Origin of the sequence: Niastella populi, from assembly GCF_002078015.1 — a bacterium.
Classification (GTDB): domain Bacteria; phylum Bacteroidota; class Bacteroidia; order Chitinophagales; family Chitinophagaceae; genus Niastella; species Niastella populi.
Genome location: NZ_LWBP01000112.1, coordinates 137,529 through 153,692 on the forward strand (window position 1 = coordinate 137,529; position 16,164 = coordinate 153,692).

Sequence of the window (16,164 nt, forward strand, 5' to 3'; positions counted from 1 at the left end):
TTTGTGGTTTCCTCAATTTAAGATTACCTGCAAATTGCCGGCAGTTACCGGTTAAGCCGAAAGCAATTATTTGTTGAATTTCAATAAAGGGCTTTCAACGTTCCGCTTTTTGGCTTTCAGCCTGTTGCTTTGAACTTTGGCCTTGTCAATTGCGTTCCGGCACGTAACTTACAGCTATCAGGCATGTTCATCATAAACCATATGATCCTTGTGGTGCTATGGCTGCTTTTCGGCTTCTTGCATAGCCTGCTGGCCGCCAATTGGTGGAAGCGCATTATGCAACGCCGGCTGGGCGCAGGTTTTAAATATTATCATTTTGCCTATTCTGTATTTGCTGCGCTAACCCTCATTGGCATACTGGTTTTTCAAATAACCATGGAAAGCCGTTTGTTATACGTTGCGCCTGTTTGGGTAAATTTATTGTTATGCCTGCCGGTGCTGGCGGGGTTGGCCATTATGGTGGTAGTGATCAGGAAATACTTTTTCTCACTCAGCGGCATCAGCGTTTTTTATAAACAACAGGCGCCGGTTGTGCTGGAGCAGGGCGGATTGCACCGCTATGTTCGCCATCCGCTTTATTTTGGCACGCTCTTGTTCATCTGGGCGCTGTTCCTGGTTTTTCCCTATCTGAACAATTTACTCGCCTGCTGTGTAATCACCCTGTACACGGTATTGGGGGCCAGACTGGAAGAAAAAAAGCTGGTTACACAATTTGGCGAACAATATGTTTTATACAAACAACGGGTTCCTATGATATTCCCCGGCAGGTTTATGCCACGGAAATAGCTTAGCTTTTTTCATTACTCATTTCCTTAGCTTTCCCGCCACTTGATATTACAACCGATGCTCGGCTTTTGATCTTCCGGTACCGGTTTGCCTGCCACCAGGTGGTCAAGCGCATTTCGGATATCGGCGCCCGTAACCGGTTTTTCATTACCGGGCCGGGAATCATCGAGTTGTCCGCGATAAGCCAGCGAAAGGTTTCCGTCGAAAATAAAAAAGTCGGGCGTACAGGCGGCCTGGTATGCTTTGGCCACATCCTGTGTAGCATCGTATAAATAGGGGAAGGGATACTTCAATTCTTCTGCAACCAGTTTCATTTGTTCGGGGCCGTCCTGCGGGTAACCGGCCACGTCATTGGAGCTGATGGCAATAAAACTTACGCCTTTGTTTTTATAATCATTGCCCAGTTGTACAAGCTGTGCATTCACATGTTTTACGAACGGACAGTGATTGCAGATAAACATGATGACGGTACCCGTTGTTCCTTTCAGTTTTTGCAGCGAAAGGTTGTTGCCGCTTACCGTATCGTACAAAGTAAAACCGGGTGCTTTTTTGCCCAGTGGTATCATTACAGAAGGTGTGCGTGCCATATGTCAATCGATAATATGTACTGTTGAAATTAGCCCGGCGCTATTTTAACTACAGCCAGGTGGTTAAAAACAGCTACAGGTATTTTAATGAATAAAAGTTGAATAAAGATAACATTACTTCCCGTACCGGTACATCAGCCAGCAAATGGTTGCGGTAATTATCACCACCACTACCCATTTGTATTTGTCCCACACATGACGTTGTTTTTTCGCTACCAGTTCCTGCTCGATGGTCGATTGAGCGGCGGTGTCACCGGCGGCCAGTTGTAGTAACAGTTCTGCTACGGGAATAAAGTATTTTTTGGGTAGGGGGTGGGCTGAGGTCAGCAAGCTTTCAATGATGCTGCGGTTGATGGCTGTTTCGTTCCGTTCGTGCAAAATGCCAATGGCGTTTGGGGTTAACAGTTCGCGAATGTGCAGGCTTACGGCATCGAAGCGAATGTGAAAAATATTCATGGAGGCAACGTATTTTTCAAGAATACGGCATTCCTGTAAAATGTGGGCCGGGGTAAGCGGAGCGCTGGCAAATGGTTTACCGGTGCTGCGTACATACCAGCGCTGGTAGTGGTAGGCTTCGCGTTTTTTGGGATCGCTCAATACCTGGTAGGCTTCATGAATTTCGCGAAAATGGGCCGCCGCCAGGTGACTGCCGCTGTTCTTGTCGGGGTGATATTGTTGTGCCAGCCGCCGGAAAGACCGTTTGATCTCCTGATGGGAAGCGGTGGTGGGAAGTTCCAGTATTTTATAGTAATCTTTTATCTGATTCATTGATCTAAACGGTCTTAAGTGGTAATCGGCAAACCTCTGCGCGGCGTACGTCGGCAACCGGCAATCGATTTTTGGCGCCGCAGTTTGTACAATATTAACGAAGCCCTCGAGTCCTTTCACAGCCTGCCCCGATGGAGTCGGGGTTTCACGTTTGCCGTTTCACGTTTCGCGAGTCCATTAATGATTCACGATTCACGCTCCGCCTTGCTGCAAATTAACTTATGTTAATGATACGCGTCATGGATATGATAATAGTATTTTCTGAAATTTGCTTTAGGGGAAATATGTAGTGATCTATGGTAAATACTGAAGGACGATACGCTTTACCTGGTATGTGCAAAAAAAAGGCTTGCAGGTCGTACATTTTACAACAAAACAGCGGTTTTGTCCGTTTATGCATTGCCTATTTTACGTAAGTTTGCGGCGTTCTATGAAAACACACACATTCCGTTCGAAGCCTGAATTAATAGCTATCCTGGTTATTGCTTTTTTCTGTTTTATGGCTGCCAATTGCCGTATGGATGCTTCAGCAAAAGCGGCTGAAGTAAAAAGCAATACTTCTTCCGATGATAAGACAGAAGGCGACAAATCCGCCACTTCTGCACCAGTCAAAATGCCTGATGTCGATGGCATAAAAGTAGCTGATCCCAAAACGATACTGGGCCGGCCCGAAGTACCGATTCTTTGTTATCACCAGATCCGCGACTGGAAACCTACCGATTCAAAAACTGCCCAGGCTTATATTGTTCCGCCTGCTTCTTTTGCAGAGCAAATGAAAATGCTGGCCGATAGCGGTTACCATACTATTTTACCCGATCAGTTATACGCTTATCTGAACGAAGGAACGCCGTTACCATCAAAACCGGTGATGCTTACTTTCGATGATACCGACCTCGACCAGTATACCGTGGCCAAACCCATCATGGATAAGTATGACTTCAAAGGTGTGTTCTTCGTTATGACGGTTTCAATTGGCCGTCCAAGGTACATGACCAAAGAACAGATCAAAGATCTTAGCGATAAAGGACATACCATTGCTTCACATACCTGGGACCACCACAATGTTAAGAAGTACCAGGGCAATGACTGGGCTACTCAAATTGAAAAACCCACGAAGCAACTGGAAGCGATTACCGGTAAGCCTGTAAAATACTTTGCTTATCCATTTGGTTTGTGGAACCCGCAGGCGATCCCGGAGTTGAAAAAGAGAGGTATGATCGCCGCATTCCAGTTGTATGCGCCACGCGATGAGAAGGACCCATTGTTCACTATTCGCCGTATCATTGTTCCGGCCATGAAACCCGCAGCATTGTATAAATCGATGCGGCAGGGATTTGGTTATTATTAGTTACCGGTTACCGGGTTAAGCGACTTTTGTATTTTAAGTTTATTTGTTGTAATTTCTATAAGCTAAAGGCATGAAGATTTACTCTTTGTGCCTTTTGTTTTTCATTGGCAAATCAGCACATTATCAAATTAGCACATTGACTTTAGTTGCACAAGCGTTTTGTTAAACCATATATTTAGTTCTTCCTTCACATAAAGTATTATTAAAAGGTGTAAGTGGCTGTTCAATGGCATAATAATCGATCTACCATATAAGAAGGAAACCGGCCGCAGGTAAGTTTTCTTCACGATTGTGTATGCTTAAACACACCTAAATGAAACGAGTCACAACCATCAGCACTTCAATAATACTATTGTTATTATTGTTTGGCGGCGCCCGGAACAGGGCTGCTGCACAGGTATCGGTGCAGGTTTCATACCAGACGTTCTACAACGAGCTGGAGCCATATGGAAACTGGATCGATTATCCTGAATACGGATACGTCTGGCGCCCTGATCTGGGAGCAGGGTTCCGGCCTTACAGCACCAATGGTCATTGGGTTTTTACCAATGATTACGGGTGGATGTGGGTTTCGAATTACGATTGGGGCTGGGCGCCGTTCCACTATGGCCGCTGGTTCTATGACGAGTATTACGGCTGGCTTTGGATGCCGGGATATGAATGGTCGCCCGCATGGGTTTGCTGGCGAACCGGAGGTAACTATTACGGCTGGGCGCCGCTGGGGCCGCAATTCAGTATTAGCGTCAACCTTTCTTTTGGTCGCTATAACCCGCCTTCCAACTACTGGTGTTTTGTTGACAGGCGATACATTGCTTCGCCACGTATATACGACTATTGTGTAGGGGTGCAACGGAATACAACCATCATCAACAACACCACCATCATCAACAATTACCATCGCGAGCGCAACGTTTTTGTAACCGGTGGACCGGGCCGGCGCGAAGCGGAGCGGTACAGCCGGTCGCCTATCAGGTCTGCTTCTGTTCGCGATGCCGGCAGGCCGGGCAGAACCGGTTTCCGTAATAATGAAGTGGCGGTATACCGGCCACGGGTAAACCGCGATAATAACCGGTATGCGCCAGGCAGGGTAGAACGGTTTAACCGCGATCAACGTAATAACCTGGCCGATAACAGGCCCGGAGGTGAGAATGGCAACCGGCGTTTCAATAACAATATGGAAAGAAGGGGTGATAATGGCCGCGGTTTTCAGGATCGCCGCCAGCAACAGGAGCGAATGATGCGTGAACGGAATAACGATGCTAATAACCGTCGCCAGTTTAACGACCGCCGCCAGCAACAGGAACAAATGATGCGTGGAAGGAATAACGAGGCTGATAACCGGCGGCAGTTTGAAGAACGGCGTCAGCAACAGGAGCGGGTAATGCGTGAGCGAAATAACGAGGCCAATAACCGTCGCCAGTTTAACGACCGCCGCCAGCAACAGGAGCGAATGATGCGTGAACGGAATAACGAGGCCAATAACCGGCGGCAGTTTGAAGAACGCCGCCAGCAGCAGGAACGGATGATGCGTGAGCGAAATAACGAAGCCAATAATCGCCGCCAGTTTGAAGTACGCCGCCAGCAGCAGGAACGGGTAATGCGTGAACGGCAACAGCGGCCACAATTTGAACGGCGTGGAGGCCAGGATCAGGAAAGCCAACCCCGGGATATCGGGGCCGGCCGTGGCGGATTTGGCGGATTCAGGGGGCGGCAACCACAACAACCTCAGCCTCAGGCCCAACAGTCGCCCCAGCAGGGTGGCGATAGGGGAGAAAAGGGCCAGGGCAGGGGCGGCTGGCGCCGGAATGGATAATAAAATGCAACTTTTTCAGTTTCAAAAAGGGCCGAAAGGCTCTTTTTGCATTACCGTAAGGCATTATAAAAAGTGTGTGCAACGTACCTGATTGAGAATTTGTCATAAAGGCCGGAAAATCATCGTATCCGGCTAAACTAATTGGTAAATTTGTAGTCTGAGTGCGGGATGTACAGCGATTTGCAATTCCAATAGTATCAACTACGACAATCATATTTGTAAACAAAAAAATGAAAACTGTGCAAGTAAGAAAAAATGCTTTTTTGGTTTTGGGAGCACTGTCTTTTTTAACCGTTTTGTTAAGTGGCTGTTTGAAAGAGGCGCAAAATTCCACAGTCACTCCTAAAACGTACATTTCTCTTTTGCATCTGGCTCCGAGAGCACCATCGGTGGAAGTTTATTTTGATAATACCAAGGCTTCATCGGCTATCAGTTATGGCATGGTATCACCCAGCTATTCAGCCCTCGAGCCCGGTACGTTTGGCATCTCCTTTAAAAAGGCATCTTCCGATAGTGTGGTAGCCAGCCTTTCATCGGCGTTTTATGATTCATTAAGTTATTATACGCTCGTATTGTACAATACCGATCCAACCCATGTTGGTGCATTACGTATCAAGGATGATTACAGAAGTTTAACATCCGATAAATCGTTTTACCGTTTTTTTCATCTGAGCCCCGATGTAGGCGCGGTAGATCTGTATTTCGATAACAACCTTATTGATCCCAGCCGTCAGTATGCCGACAATGCAGCGGGCAGCTTTTACAATGAATTCAATTCAATAACACCCAACACGCACAGTGTGGTTGTTAAGAAAGCCAATTCCGATTCTGTAGTTGCCTCTTTGTCTTCTGTAACACTGAGCGCCGGTAATGCATTTACATTGTATTTAAAAGGAGTTTCCGGTGGAACGGGTAGCAACGCAGTATTGCTCGATTATCTGCAGGCTGCCGATTAAGCGATTGTACAAACAACGTTGTTCAACTTTATAATATGCGTCCTGACGGTGTCGCCGGGACGCATTTTTTTTTGTGGTTAACACATGGGTTTTATTTGGATAGCATTCAAAAAAGATTTAATTTTTAGATAACTTTTTAAACACCCTTTTTACAGCCGGATTTTTGAATTTTGTAATCGAAATGTCAAGTCTCACCCCAATTTACTTTCCGGTACTGTACCCAATGAACTTTTTGGTTTTTATGATGTTTGGTTCGTAGCAGGTTTACATAGTGCAGGTTTGCATTTACCTATTGAAATTGGGCCACCATCTGATAACTATAAAAAGTTGGAACGTATGAAAAAATCACAGGCAGCCATATTTTCTCCTTCAATGGAGTTGCCGGTTATTACCAGGAAGCTTACCCGCCGAAGCAAAAGAAGAAAGCTTAACACGGCTATCGATCCCCAACAAAACGTTGTTCCGCCACCAGGGGAGGAACTGATCGAAAAACTGAACCGCATCGGGCAGGAATACCCGTTTTGTGTGTGTTTTAAGGCCAAATTACACGACCTATTATAATTTTATCTATATACGATTTAGTTAATAATGGGTGTAAGTATTTTTCCCTATTGGCCCTTTTTTTCCTGAAATTGCGATGAGATTTTTTGTTAAAAGCTGGTGTACTAATATTTTTTGATCTATCTTTGAGCAGATAGTAATTCTCAAAACACCTTTCTTTCCTTTTTCCCGTTTGCCATTGAATTAACGACAACGATCTGATTCTTTTTCTTGCCTATATGAACGAGCCCAATCTGATTTTTAAGTAGCGTTCGTATCCATTGGAAAGCCTGTTTAATTACATCTATTTCATTACTTGTAAATTTTGGCGCATGAAAAAGAAAACTTTCACATTGGTAAATGCTACCAGCAGTACTACTACCCACACCTTCGAGAACACCACTACAGCAGAAAGGCTTTTGCTTGATAACGCAATGCCTGTTCCTCCCAGTGAAGAAACAGTAGCCCGTTTAAATGCTATTGCACGTGAATATCCTTTCTGTGCATACATGAAGCAGAATAATAACCTGTTTTTACTGTAGTTCGGGTGCTTTACAATCCTTTATAAATATGCCCCAGGTATCCTGCCAGCTCCATGAGCCAGGCGATGCCGAGGTGTACTATTAGTCCTCCCCAGATACTACGCGTATTATAGACTACAGCGCCAAGAATAATACCACCGAAAAAGGAGGTTATGCATTCGAAAAGGGGCTTTCCAAAATGTATGGAACAGTAGAAGGCCGCAACCGGTAAGATGGCATGTTTTCCGGCAAAGCGGGCAAACGCAAGCACCAAAAATCCACGAAAGAAAAGTTCTATCGTCACGAAATCAATCCCATAGGAGAGCTCATAGAGTAATTTCCAGGGAAAAGCATGTTGTACGTACTGATCGATAAAATCGATACGCTGCACTCTGGGATACTTGCGCAGAAAATCGTTCCGCGTGGCGGCAAATGCTATCAGGGGAACCATAACCGCGAGCAAAAGCAAATATGGCCTGATATTAAAGCCTTTGGTTTGTAAACCGGCCAGTGGTTTTTCAAACCGGCCCCATTGCCAGGTGGCGATCACCAGCGAGGCGGTCACCACCAGCTTTAAAGGCCAGTCGATCACCCGGTACCAGTACCGGTTCCAGGGAGCAGGAATGTGCTGGGTGATATAGCCCGATGCTTCTTCGAAAGTGATCTTGATGGCGAAAATGGCCGGCGCAACCAGCAACAGTACAAAAAAGAACCGGTTGTTGGGAATAGTATCGGCGGCAACCAGGAATTGCAGTAGCCAGGCCATGGAAAAAACAAAACCGAACAGCACAAAGAACCCCAGTATTCGTAGGGGCCATGATTGTATGGATATGATGGCGGCGTTTATGCCAAGGGTATAATTACAGAATATGGCTATGGCTACGAGCAGGGTAGTGAGCAGGAAGACGGTGCGGTTGATACTTTGAAGGTAGTTGCGCAGATAACCGAGGATCTCATTCATAGATATCCTAAAGTACAATGAAATCGGCAATCGGCAATCGTGAAACCCCGACTTCATCGGGGCAGGCTGTGAAATGCCGCATTATTTGTTCTGCCAGCCTGTTGGCCGGAACTAAGAACTATGAACTGAGAACTATGAACTAAGAATGATTTATGCGAAAATAATAACGCCAGTCCTGGCAATGACCGGGACTGGCGTTTATAATTTAGTTGATGGATTCCTTTTCTGCGTTATGCGTTCGGCGTTATGCTTGCTTTCATTTTACCCATCAGGTCGGTGGCGATCATTTTTTGTGCAAGATGGATCATATTGCTGAAGGCTTTGGCGTGGGAAATACCATGACCGATAATAACCGGTTTGGCAACGCCCAGTACCGGGGTTCCGCCATACAGTTCAAAATTAAAACGATCGAGGTACTCGTGTTTTAATTCTTTCCGGTGGGTGATCTCATACAATGACTCGGCCATTTTAAGGATCACATTCCCGGTAAACCCGTCGCACACCATTACATCGGCTTTATCGAGTAAGATATCGCGGCCTTCCACATTGCCCACAAAGTTGATCTGGCTGTTTTCTTTCAGCAGGGGGTAGGTGCTTTGAGCAAGCAGGTTACCCTTGCCTTCTTCTTCCCCAATATTCAATAAGGCAACGCGCGGGTTATCAATACCCAGGATATGCTTTGCATACAGGGAACCCAACAGGGCAAACTGGTTCAGGTGCTCGGGTTTGCAGTCGGCGTTGAGGCCAACATCGAGCAATAAACCGGTGTTACCGTTGTCTTTAGGAATAATGGTAGAAATGGTAGGCCGTTGAACGCCTTCGATGGGTTTAATACTATACATGGCGCCCACAAGCATGGCTCCGGTATTGCCGGCGCTTATAAATGCGCCCGCTTTTCCTGTAGCCAGCAGGTGAAAGCCCACAGCAATAGATGATTGCTGCTTTTCTTTCAATGCTTTGGTAGGAGATTCGTTATAATCTATTACCTGGGGGGCGTGAAAAACACGAACCTTTTCGGCCGGTATCTGATGTTGCTGCAGTAATGGATTTATCTGCGCTTCATCGCCCACTAAAAACAACAGAGCCGGATCTACAGCTTCTGTCAGGTAATCGCGGACGCCCTTTACTGCTTCCAGTGGTGCAAAGTCTCCGCCCATCATGTCTAAACAGATAGTCATTTCCGGCAACGAGGCTTATTTTATTATAATAATAAAGGAAATAAAAAAAAGGGGCTTAATATAATTAAGCCTTTTCTGATACTACTTTTCCTTTATAGTATAATTTACCTTCACTCACGTGAGCGCGGTGGCGTACGTGCGTTTCACCAGTTGTGCTGTCTTTGCTTAAAGTTACTTTCTCAGCCTTATAGTGGGTTCTTCTTTTAGCACCCCGTTGTTGGGAATGTCTCCGTTTTGGATTAGGCATACACTCAAATTTATAACGTCAAATAAAATAATCAGTTGTCTTCCAGGTCTTTAAACTTCTCCAATCCTTTCCATAAAGGATTCACGGATGGTTTCTGCTCCTCGAGTTTTTTTAGCATCTCCAACACTTCTTTATTACAGTGCGGACCGCCCATTTCATCATCTGCACACATCCGTTGCATTGGAATGCTCAGGTTGATGAATTCATATATCCAGTCGGCAGTGTGCAAATGGCTTTCGCCTTTTGAAATGTAATAAACATCAGGATCTTCTTCCTGTTCGTTCATTACATCCGGTTCGTCAACCATTTTAACCACGAGGTTGAACTCATCCCACAATTCCAGTGGCAAATTATTGCCGCAACGATCGCAGGTTACTTCGAGTTTACCACCCACTTCAAACTTCAGCAGCATAAAGCCGTTTTGCTTATCCAGCGTCAGTTTTACATGTGCAGTGCAGTTCCGGAAGTCCTGCTCCTGGTATTCTACAAAGAACTTATCGTCGATGGTATATTCAAACTCATGAGTGCCCGGTTTCAATCCTACAAAAGCTATATCGTAATTCCGTCGGCTGTTCATGAACTACCCTTTTAAAGAGTTTGCAAAGGTAGGGATTCTCAGGCAAACAGGTAATGTTAAATACAAAAAAATGGCAAAAAATGCCGTTATGTTACCCAAATGCCGCCCGCGAGCCCCGTATTTTGATGTAAAATTAATATAAATGAGTGAGTTTCAGGTTGCCGGTTCTTAGTTCATAGTTCACAGTTCATAGTTCACAGTTCATAGTTCATAGTTCACAGTTCTCAGTTCACAGTTCATAGTTCTTAGTTCTCAGTTCTTAGTTTTTGGTTTTCAGCTCTTTGTTCCGGGTTGGCGCAACCACCTTTGTGTAGGTAGATTTCAGGATCACCGGCTGGTGACTTTCAACCGGTTTGGTTTTCAACTCGTTGCCTCGTTGCCAGGTTGCTTCGTTGCAATGCAGCCCTGATGCCGCATTTCCTTTTTTGCCCCGTACCAGAAACATGACCAGCTGCAGGGCGGTACTATATATAATATATACGTCGAGCTGCATGCCGGCATGCTGTACATACCAGGCATCCCATTCAAATCTTTTCAGAATGCATTCCCGGCTAACGACTTTCCCATGAAAGCCTTTTACCTGGGCCAAACCGGTTATGCCGGGTTTTACCAGGTTGCGGAGTTTGTAACCGGCGATAACTTCAGCAAAATCATTACAATCGGAATGCATATGGGGGCGGGGACCAACAACACTCATGTGCCCCAGCAGCACATTAAAAAACTGGGGCAGTTCATCGAGGTTCGACTGCCTGAGGAACCACCCCAGTGGTGTTACTGAATCCTCTTCTATCGCTGTGTACTTAGTATGCGCTGCCGGGTTATGAGCCAGCGTACGTAATTTATAGCAGGTAAACGATCGGCCTCCACGACCGGTACGTTTTTGTAAAAAGAAAACCGGGCCTTTTGAAGTGAGCTTTATCAATAAAGCCAGCACCGGTAATAACCAGCTTAACAGGGTTATTATGACAGCCGTTGCAAACAATATATCTACTATTCGTTTGCAAACGAAATAGCCCCTTTTGTTATCAACATATTTTCGTAAGACGGTCCTTTTTAATAAAGGCAACCTTTTTTCAGGAATCATAGTATTCTTAATACAAGTATACGGCCAATCATTTTATACAGTTGCCTTTAATCAACAATACTTACTGCATGCCAGTATATCCTGAACAAAGTATCATTAAAGTATTAGCGTATTTTGATATTTTTAATTACCCGCTTACACAGGAGGAGATATATAATTTTCTCGATAAGCCCTTGGAAATGGAGGTGGTAATGGCAACGCTATTTCAGTTGGTAGAAGACAAACGCATTTTCCTTTTGGGACGTTTTTTTTCATTACAGGCCGATACTGCATTATGTACCAGAAGGATCATTGGCAATCATAAGGCCGAAACAATGTTGAAAACGGCATACAGGGTGGGCGGCTTTTTGTACCAGTTTCCCTTTGTAAGGGGAGTTGGCATTTCCGGCTCGTTATCGAAGAACTTTGCCGGTCACGATACCGATATCGATTTCTTTATTATTACCCGCGCCAACCGGTTATGGATTGCGCGAACACTGATGCATTTGTTCAAGAAGCTCACATTTATTACCGGCCATCAGCATTTGTATTGTATGAACTATTATATCGATGAAGAGGCCATGCTGATAAGGGAGCAGAATATTTTTACCGCTACCGAGCTTGTCACCTTGTTGCCGGTTTGTGGCAATGGTACTATGAGCCGTTTTTATGGACAAAATAACTGGACGACCCATTTTTTCCCCAATCAACAACCGGGCCGGCAATCGATGTTGTTGAGCCGCCCGGGTTTTGTAAAAAGGTCGGCGGAGTGGCTGCTCAATAACCGGCTGGGCAATGCCCTCGATGAGCTGTTGATGCGTATTACCGCACGCCGGTGGAAAAAGAAAGAACAGTTATGCCGCACCAATGATCATGGGGTTAGAATGGGTTTGTGTACCGGCAAACATTTTGCGAAACCAAATCCTGCGTTTTTTCAAAGGAGCGTGCTCGGGTCGCTGGAGAAAAAGCTGGCGGAACAGATGAATATTGAATATAGAATGTCGAATGTCGAAGGAAGAGTGAAATGAAGAATGAGAAAGGAAAATGAAAAAGTAAAAGCGGCATAGCGATCAATAACTTTAAGCTCCATTTCATTAGCACATTAGCACATTAGCTAATTTTTCTCCGTTCTTCCACCCACATATGACCCTTTGCCAGTGTTGAACGCAGTTTTAACATCGGCAGTCTGAATAAATTGGCAACAGGTTTCTTAAGTGCCTTGTGAAAGTTCACTTCATAGTTGATCATCTGGATGGCGTAATCATAATACTTCCGGTTGTAGGTTCTTGTAAAGTCGATATCGCGGTCGGTACTGTTTTCCCAGGGCAGGCTGGTAACAAACCGGTCTTCTACTTCGGCATACAAAGGCGTGCCTTTAATAGGATAGGCCACTGTTATCGTGAACAGGTCGGGATCGGCATTCTTTAAATGCTGAACGGTGGCATAAATATCTTCTTTGGTTTCACCGGGATAACCTACCATTATGAATGTACCCGCCTGCAATCCGTGTTTGCGCGCCAGTTGAATCATTTGCTGTACCTGCTCTACTTCCACGCGGCGGTCCATAAGATCGATGATCTTTTGTGAACCGCTTTCTGCACCTATCCATACCCGGAAACAGCCGCTTTTTTTCAGATCAATGATCACTTTTTCATTCATTCTGTCGGCCCGCGTAATACACTCATATGGCATTACCAGGTTGCGCTGCGTCATTTCCTCTGCAAATTTCTCAAGCCATTGATGGCTTACGGTAAATACATCATCAACGAACCAGAGGCTGTCTACCGCATAGTTTGCTTTTATATGCGCTATTTCATCGGCCACCTTACCCGCACTTCTCCGGCGATAGCTTTGTCCGTATACCGCCCGGCTGCACCACTTGCAACTGTACGGGCAACCCCGCATGGTGCTTACCGAAATGGTACTGGTGCCATGCCGGCCTTTCCATGCATCGAAATACAACGACAGGTTCACTTTATGCCGGTTGGGAAATGGCAGGGCATCGAGGCTTTTAAGTTTGGTGCGTTCTTTATTCTGGAGTAAACCTTTTTCTTCATGCAGGTACGATACGCCTTCAATGTCGTTTATACTTCCGGTATAGGTGCCTTCGATGTATTGCACCAGTTCCAGCATGGTTTGCTCGCCTTCACCCGATACAATATAATCGGCCCCGTGTTCAAGAAATTTGATGGCGTGGTTCCTTACTTCCGGTCCGCCCAAAATGATCTTTGTATGTTGCAGGGTTTCGTTTCCCTTAACAAAACGAATAATGCGCAGCACATTCAGTTTTGTCATCAGGTTGGTATAAATGCCTATCACCTGTGGCCGTTGTTGCAGCAGGCGGGCGCATAACAGATCGAAAGATGAAAAAGTGCTGTCGAACACTTCGTTGTCGTACCCATGCTGTTCGAGCCAGGCAGAGATATACAGGATGCCCAATGGTACATAGGGCCGCATGATGGCTTGTTCCTTTTCGTCCTCTGCCAGAAAATATCCATGTGTCAACAGGATTGTCATTGTGCTTCTTTTTTAAATAACAGGAATGCATGATCGGCCAGGCTGGTGGCAAAGGACGCATTGGCGGTCCTTTCTTCCCATTTTACCAGGGTTTGAAAAAAGCGGCGGTGTTGTTGCATATAACCTTCCATCCACGATGGTGGTATGCATAACCCCACCGGTTTCTTTTGTATCAGTTGCAGCGGCTTCATCAACTGTGCAAACGTTTTTATGGAATAATAGTGAACCGGTTGCTGCACCTGGGCGGTCAAAGGCACCATCACTTCTTTGTTGGTCCATCTTCTGAATGCCTGCCGGGGTTGCGCTTTCAGCAGGTAATACATCGTTTCCCATAAACAGTATTTTCCAAATAGCACTACGGCGAAATAGCCGCCGGGTTGTAGCAACTGGTAAAACTGTTTCGACAAACCGGTGATGGCTGCGGGGGAAACGCAGTTGAGCCCGGCGAAGTTGGAAACAATGCGGTCAAATTGCCTGCCCTGAAATGTAGTGTATAATTCATCAAATGCGCAGGTTTGAAACAGGGGCTGATGGGGCGCCGGCGTAAGGGCTGCTTTTCGTTGCGCTTTTTCTATCATGGCCGGCGATGCATCGGTAGCGGTAACGGAATGCCCTTTCTGCGCCATCCAGCAGGCATCGGTACCGGTACCGCAATTGATCTCGAGCAACTGCATGGCATTGCCGGCAAGCAGGGGCCGTAACCATTTATAGGTGGTGCGCCGTTGCGCGCCGCCGGTAATGCTTTCGGTAAACCCGGCATCGTATGTACGTGCCAGCACGTCGAAGGTGGTTACTTTACTCATGCGCGTACCGGTTTAACTGCAGCCATTCAACCAGCAGCGATGGCAGATGCCAGCAGGCGGAGGCTATTTTTCTGTAATCGTGTATAGTGGCGGTCAGCGGGTTCCTGATGGCATTGCGAAACGCCGCCCAACCCTGTTGTTTACGGAATACGAGATGCACATAGCGATGTAATTTTTTATAGTATCCGGGCGGGTAAGTATTCCTGAACATCAGCAACAGTTCATCCGAATCGGTCCAGTTGGCTTTTACTTTCAATTCAGCTTTTACCCGTTCATAAAATACGGTTCCCGGTAACGGATAGGAAACGGAGATGCCCATTTCATATGGCAACAGGTCTTTGATCATGCGGATGGTTTTCGCAATGTCTTCCTTTGTTTCGCCGGGATAACCAAACTGTATAAAAAAGGAAGGATGGATGCCGTGTGTTTTCAGCAGGGTAGTGGCCTGGTATATTTGTTTAACTGTGGTGCCTTTGTCCATGGCGTCGAGCACTTTTTGCGAACCGCTTTCTGCACCCATCCAAATGTTATGGCAGCCGGCGCGCGCCAGGTCTTTGATGGTGTTCTCCTGTAACAACAGGTCGGCCCGCGCCTGGATCCTGAACCTGAACTGTAATTGTTCTTTCTCTACAATATTGGCAAACGCGTTTACCCAACCGGGTTTTAAACCGAAGATGTCGTCGCAGAACCAGATATGATCAAACTGGAATTTTTCCTTTAAGAGTTTTAATTCTTCCACTACTTTCTCCGGTGAGCGGGCATTGTAGCGGTTGCCATAGATAGGTTTTGCACACCAGTTACATTTGAACGGGCATCCTCTTGTGGTTGCCACGTTCAGCGAAAAGTAGCCACTGCTTTTTAGCCACATAGAACGGTAAGGTGTAAGATCAACCAGGTCCCAGGCGGGCAATGGCAATGCGTCGAGGTCTTTCATCACCGTGCGGCGGGGGGCGGTAACTGCCTGGTTGTTGTGCATGAATGCCAGACCGCTAATATGTTCAAAAGCTGTTTCTTTATTATCGATGGCCTTAACCAGTTCAAGCAACGTCAATTCGGCTTCGCCGATGATAACAAAGTCGGCCCCTTTGGTAAGATATTCTTCAAAATGATCGGTGCTGTCTGAACTGGATATTATAACCGTGCAGCCTTTTTCTTTGGCAAGTTTCATCATGGCAAAGGCAGCCTCGCGCATATTGGTCAAACACATTTTGGTGAGGTAGTTGAAGCCATCGTCGTACAGCACAAAAAAGCGCGGTGTTTGTTCGTTCAAGGTGTTTTGGATATCGTGTGCATTGTGAGCGAACATGGTATCGAACAGGGAAACGGAATAACCGTGTTCCCGCATAAGGGCGGCAGCATATAATGTGGCCAGCGGAGGGTAAGGTTGCCCGGTAGCCCATTGTTTGGGATCAAATCTTAAGAAATAGGAATGTGAAAATAATATATTGTTGCTCATGATTGTTCGTTCTCTTAGAAAGTTTGTTAGTTGTTCAGTTATT

Annotated in this window: 17 protein-coding genes; 7 read left to right on the plus strand and 10 right to left on the minus strand. The window is 45.9% G+C overall.

Going from position 1 to position 16,164, the window contains the following annotated elements; translation table 11 throughout:
• Positions 1-183: 183 nt before the first annotated feature.
• Complete coding sequence (locus tag A4R26_RS11385; RefSeq protein ID WP_081163903.1) at positions 184-786, plus strand: methyltransferase family protein; 603 nt, start codon at positions 184-186, stop codon at positions 784-786.
• A gap of 26 nt (positions 787-812) precedes the next feature.
• On the opposite strand, the gene A4R26_RS11390 is transcribed toward A4R26_RS11385, so the two are convergent.
• Both A4R26_RS11390 and A4R26_RS11395 read right to left on the minus strand, forming a co-directional pair.
• The gene (locus tag A4R26_RS11390; protein WP_081163904.1) at positions 813-1,373 is read right to left on the minus strand and encodes a thioredoxin family protein; all 561 of its coding nucleotides are present in this window, start codon (positions 1,371-1,373) and stop codon (positions 813-815) included.
• Positions 1,374-1,487: 114 nt separating this feature from the next.
• Positions 1,488-2,141, minus strand: a complete 654-nt coding sequence (locus A4R26_RS11395; protein WP_081163905.1) for a J domain-containing protein — start codon at positions 2,139-2,141, stop codon at positions 1,488-1,490.
• A gap of 430 nt (positions 2,142-2,571) precedes the next feature.
• On the opposite strand from A4R26_RS11395, the gene A4R26_RS11400 reads away from it, so the two are divergent.
• From A4R26_RS11400 to A4R26_RS11420, 5 genes are all read left to right on the plus strand, one after another.
• A complete protein-coding gene (locus A4R26_RS11400) occupies positions 2,572-3,489 on the plus strand; it encodes a polysaccharide deacetylase family protein (RefSeq protein WP_242674885.1) in 918 nt (305 codons plus the stop codon).
• Between the two features lie 313 nt (positions 3,490-3,802).
• Positions 3,803-5,302 (plus strand): DUF6600 domain-containing protein, encoded by a 1,500-nt coding sequence (locus tag A4R26_RS11405; protein ID WP_081163907.1) that lies wholly within the window; start codon positions 3,803-3,805, stop codon positions 5,300-5,302.
• A gap of 230 nt (positions 5,303-5,532) precedes the next feature.
• Entirely contained in the window at positions 5,533-6,258 is a 726-nt protein-coding gene (locus tag A4R26_RS11410) for a DUF4397 domain-containing protein (RefSeq protein ID WP_081163908.1), read from the plus strand.
• 336 nt (positions 6,259-6,594) lie between these two features.
• Positions 6,595-6,819 carry a hypothetical protein gene (locus A4R26_RS11415; RefSeq protein ID WP_081163909.1) on the plus strand — a complete coding sequence of 75 codons (225 nt, stop codon included), beginning with the start codon at positions 6,595-6,597 and terminating at the stop codon, positions 6,817-6,819.
• Positions 6,820-7,130: 311 nt separating this feature from the next.
• The gene (locus A4R26_RS11420; RefSeq protein WP_081163910.1) at positions 7,131-7,340 is read left to right on the plus strand and encodes a hypothetical protein; all 210 of its coding nucleotides are present in this window, start codon (positions 7,131-7,133) and stop codon (positions 7,338-7,340) included.
• Between the two features lie 10 nt (positions 7,341-7,350).
• Here A4R26_RS11420 and A4R26_RS11425 read toward each other — a convergent pair whose 3' ends face one another.
• The 5 genes from A4R26_RS11425 to A4R26_RS11445 all read right to left on the minus strand — a co-directional run bounded on the left by A4R26_RS11425 (position 7,351) and on the right by A4R26_RS11445 (position 11,366).
• Positions 7,351-8,280 carry a CPBP family intramembrane glutamic endopeptidase gene (locus A4R26_RS11425; RefSeq protein ID WP_165760233.1) on the minus strand — a complete coding sequence of 310 codons (930 nt, stop codon included), beginning with the start codon at positions 8,278-8,280 and terminating at the stop codon, positions 7,351-7,353.
• Positions 8,281-8,510: 230 nt separating this feature from the next.
• Positions 8,511-9,458, minus strand: coding sequence for a phosphate acyltransferase PlsX (gene plsX, locus A4R26_RS11430; RefSeq protein WP_081163912.1), 948 nt, complete (start codon positions 9,456-9,458; stop codon positions 8,511-8,513).
• Between the two features lie 64 nt (positions 9,459-9,522).
• A complete protein-coding gene (gene rpmF / locus A4R26_RS11435; protein ID WP_081163913.1) occupies positions 9,523-9,705 on the minus strand; it encodes a 50S ribosomal protein L32 in 183 nt (60 codons plus the stop codon).
• A gap of 31 nt (positions 9,706-9,736) precedes the next feature.
• The gene (locus A4R26_RS11440; RefSeq protein WP_081163914.1) at positions 9,737-10,282 is read right to left on the minus strand and encodes a YceD family protein; all 546 of its coding nucleotides are present in this window, start codon (positions 10,280-10,282) and stop codon (positions 9,737-9,739) included.
• 259 nt (positions 10,283-10,541) lie between these two features.
• Positions 10,542-11,366: a sugar transferase gene (locus A4R26_RS11445; RefSeq protein ID WP_081163915.1), complete on the minus strand. Its 825-nt coding sequence runs from the start codon at positions 11,364-11,366 to the stop codon at positions 10,542-10,544.
• Between the two features lie 68 nt (positions 11,367-11,434).
• On the opposite strand from A4R26_RS11445, the gene A4R26_RS11450 reads away from it, so the two are divergent.
• Entirely contained in the window at positions 11,435-12,373 is a 939-nt protein-coding gene (locus A4R26_RS11450) for a hypothetical protein (protein WP_081163916.1), read from the plus strand.
• Positions 12,374-12,455: 82 nt separating this feature from the next.
• Here A4R26_RS11450 and A4R26_RS11455 read toward each other — a convergent pair whose 3' ends face one another.
• Genes A4R26_RS11455 through A4R26_RS11465 form a run of 3 tightly spaced genes read right to left on the minus strand, consistent with a single transcriptional unit; the run spans position 12,456 to position 16,121 of the window.
• Positions 12,456-13,862, minus strand: a complete 1,407-nt coding sequence (locus tag A4R26_RS11455; protein ID WP_081163917.1) for a B12-binding domain-containing radical SAM protein — start codon at positions 13,860-13,862, stop codon at positions 12,456-12,458.
• Entirely contained in the window at positions 13,859-14,665 is an 807-nt protein-coding gene (locus A4R26_RS11460) for a class I SAM-dependent methyltransferase (RefSeq protein ID WP_081163918.1), read from the minus strand. The genes A4R26_RS11455 and A4R26_RS11460 overlap by 4 nt, the downstream gene beginning before the upstream one ends.
• Positions 14,658-16,121, minus strand: a complete 1,464-nt coding sequence (locus A4R26_RS11465) for a B12-binding domain-containing radical SAM protein (RefSeq protein ID WP_081163919.1) — start codon at positions 16,119-16,121, stop codon at positions 14,658-14,660. Before A4R26_RS11465 ends, A4R26_RS11460 begins: the two co-directional genes overlap by 8 nt.
• Positions 16,122-16,164: the final 43 nt, after the last annotated feature.

Excerpts from the sequence above, each read along its gene's own strand:
- A4R26_RS11385 (WP_081163903.1), top strand. The coding sequence starts at position 184 with ATGTTCATCATAAACCATATGATCCTTGTGGTGCTATGGCTGCTTTTC.
- A4R26_RS11390 (WP_081163904.1), bottom strand. The coding sequence starts at position 1,373 with ATGGCACGCACACCTTCTGTAATGATACCACTGGGCAAAAAAGCACCC.
- A4R26_RS11395 (WP_081163905.1), bottom strand. The coding sequence starts at position 2,141 with ATGAATCAGATAAAAGATTACTATAAAATACTGGAACTTCCCACCACC.
- A4R26_RS11400 (WP_242674885.1), top strand. The coding sequence starts at position 2,572 with ATGAAAACACACACATTCCGTTCGAAGCCTGAATTAATAGCTATCCTG.
- A4R26_RS11405 (WP_081163907.1), top strand. The coding sequence starts at position 3,803 with ATGAAACGAGTCACAACCATCAGCACTTCAATAATACTATTGTTATTA.
- A4R26_RS11410 (WP_081163908.1), top strand. The coding sequence starts at position 5,533 with ATGAAAACTGTGCAAGTAAGAAAAAATGCTTTTTTGGTTTTGGGAGCA.
- A4R26_RS11415 (WP_081163909.1), top strand. The coding sequence starts at position 6,595 with ATGAAAAAATCACAGGCAGCCATATTTTCTCCTTCAATGGAGTTGCCG.
- A4R26_RS11420 (WP_081163910.1), top strand. The coding sequence starts at position 7,131 with ATGAAAAAGAAAACTTTCACATTGGTAAATGCTACCAGCAGTACTACT.
- A4R26_RS11425 (WP_165760233.1), bottom strand. The coding sequence starts at position 8,280 with ATGAATGAGATCCTCGGTTATCTGCGCAACTACCTTCAAAGTATCAAC.
- plsX (WP_081163912.1), bottom strand. The coding sequence starts at position 9,458 with ATGACTATCTGTTTAGACATGATGGGCGGAGACTTTGCACCACTGGAA.
- rpmF (WP_081163913.1), bottom strand. The coding sequence starts at position 9,705 with ATGCCTAATCCAAAACGGAGACATTCCCAACAACGGGGTGCTAAAAGA.
- A4R26_RS11440 (WP_081163914.1), bottom strand. The coding sequence starts at position 10,282 with ATGAACAGCCGACGGAATTACGATATAGCTTTTGTAGGATTGAAACCG.
- A4R26_RS11445 (WP_081163915.1), bottom strand. The coding sequence starts at position 11,366 with ATGATTCCTGAAAAAAGGTTGCCTTTATTAAAAAGGACCGTCTTACGA.
- A4R26_RS11450 (WP_081163916.1), top strand. The coding sequence starts at position 11,435 with ATGCCAGTATATCCTGAACAAAGTATCATTAAAGTATTAGCGTATTTT.
- A4R26_RS11455 (WP_081163917.1), bottom strand. The coding sequence starts at position 13,862 with ATGACAATCCTGTTGACACATGGATATTTTCTGGCAGAGGACGAAAAG.
- A4R26_RS11460 (WP_081163918.1), bottom strand. The coding sequence starts at position 14,665 with ATGAGTAAAGTAACCACCTTCGACGTGCTGGCACGTACATACGATGCC.
- A4R26_RS11465 (WP_081163919.1), bottom strand. The coding sequence starts at position 16,121 with ATGAGCAACAATATATTATTTTCACATTCCTATTTCTTAAGATTTGAT.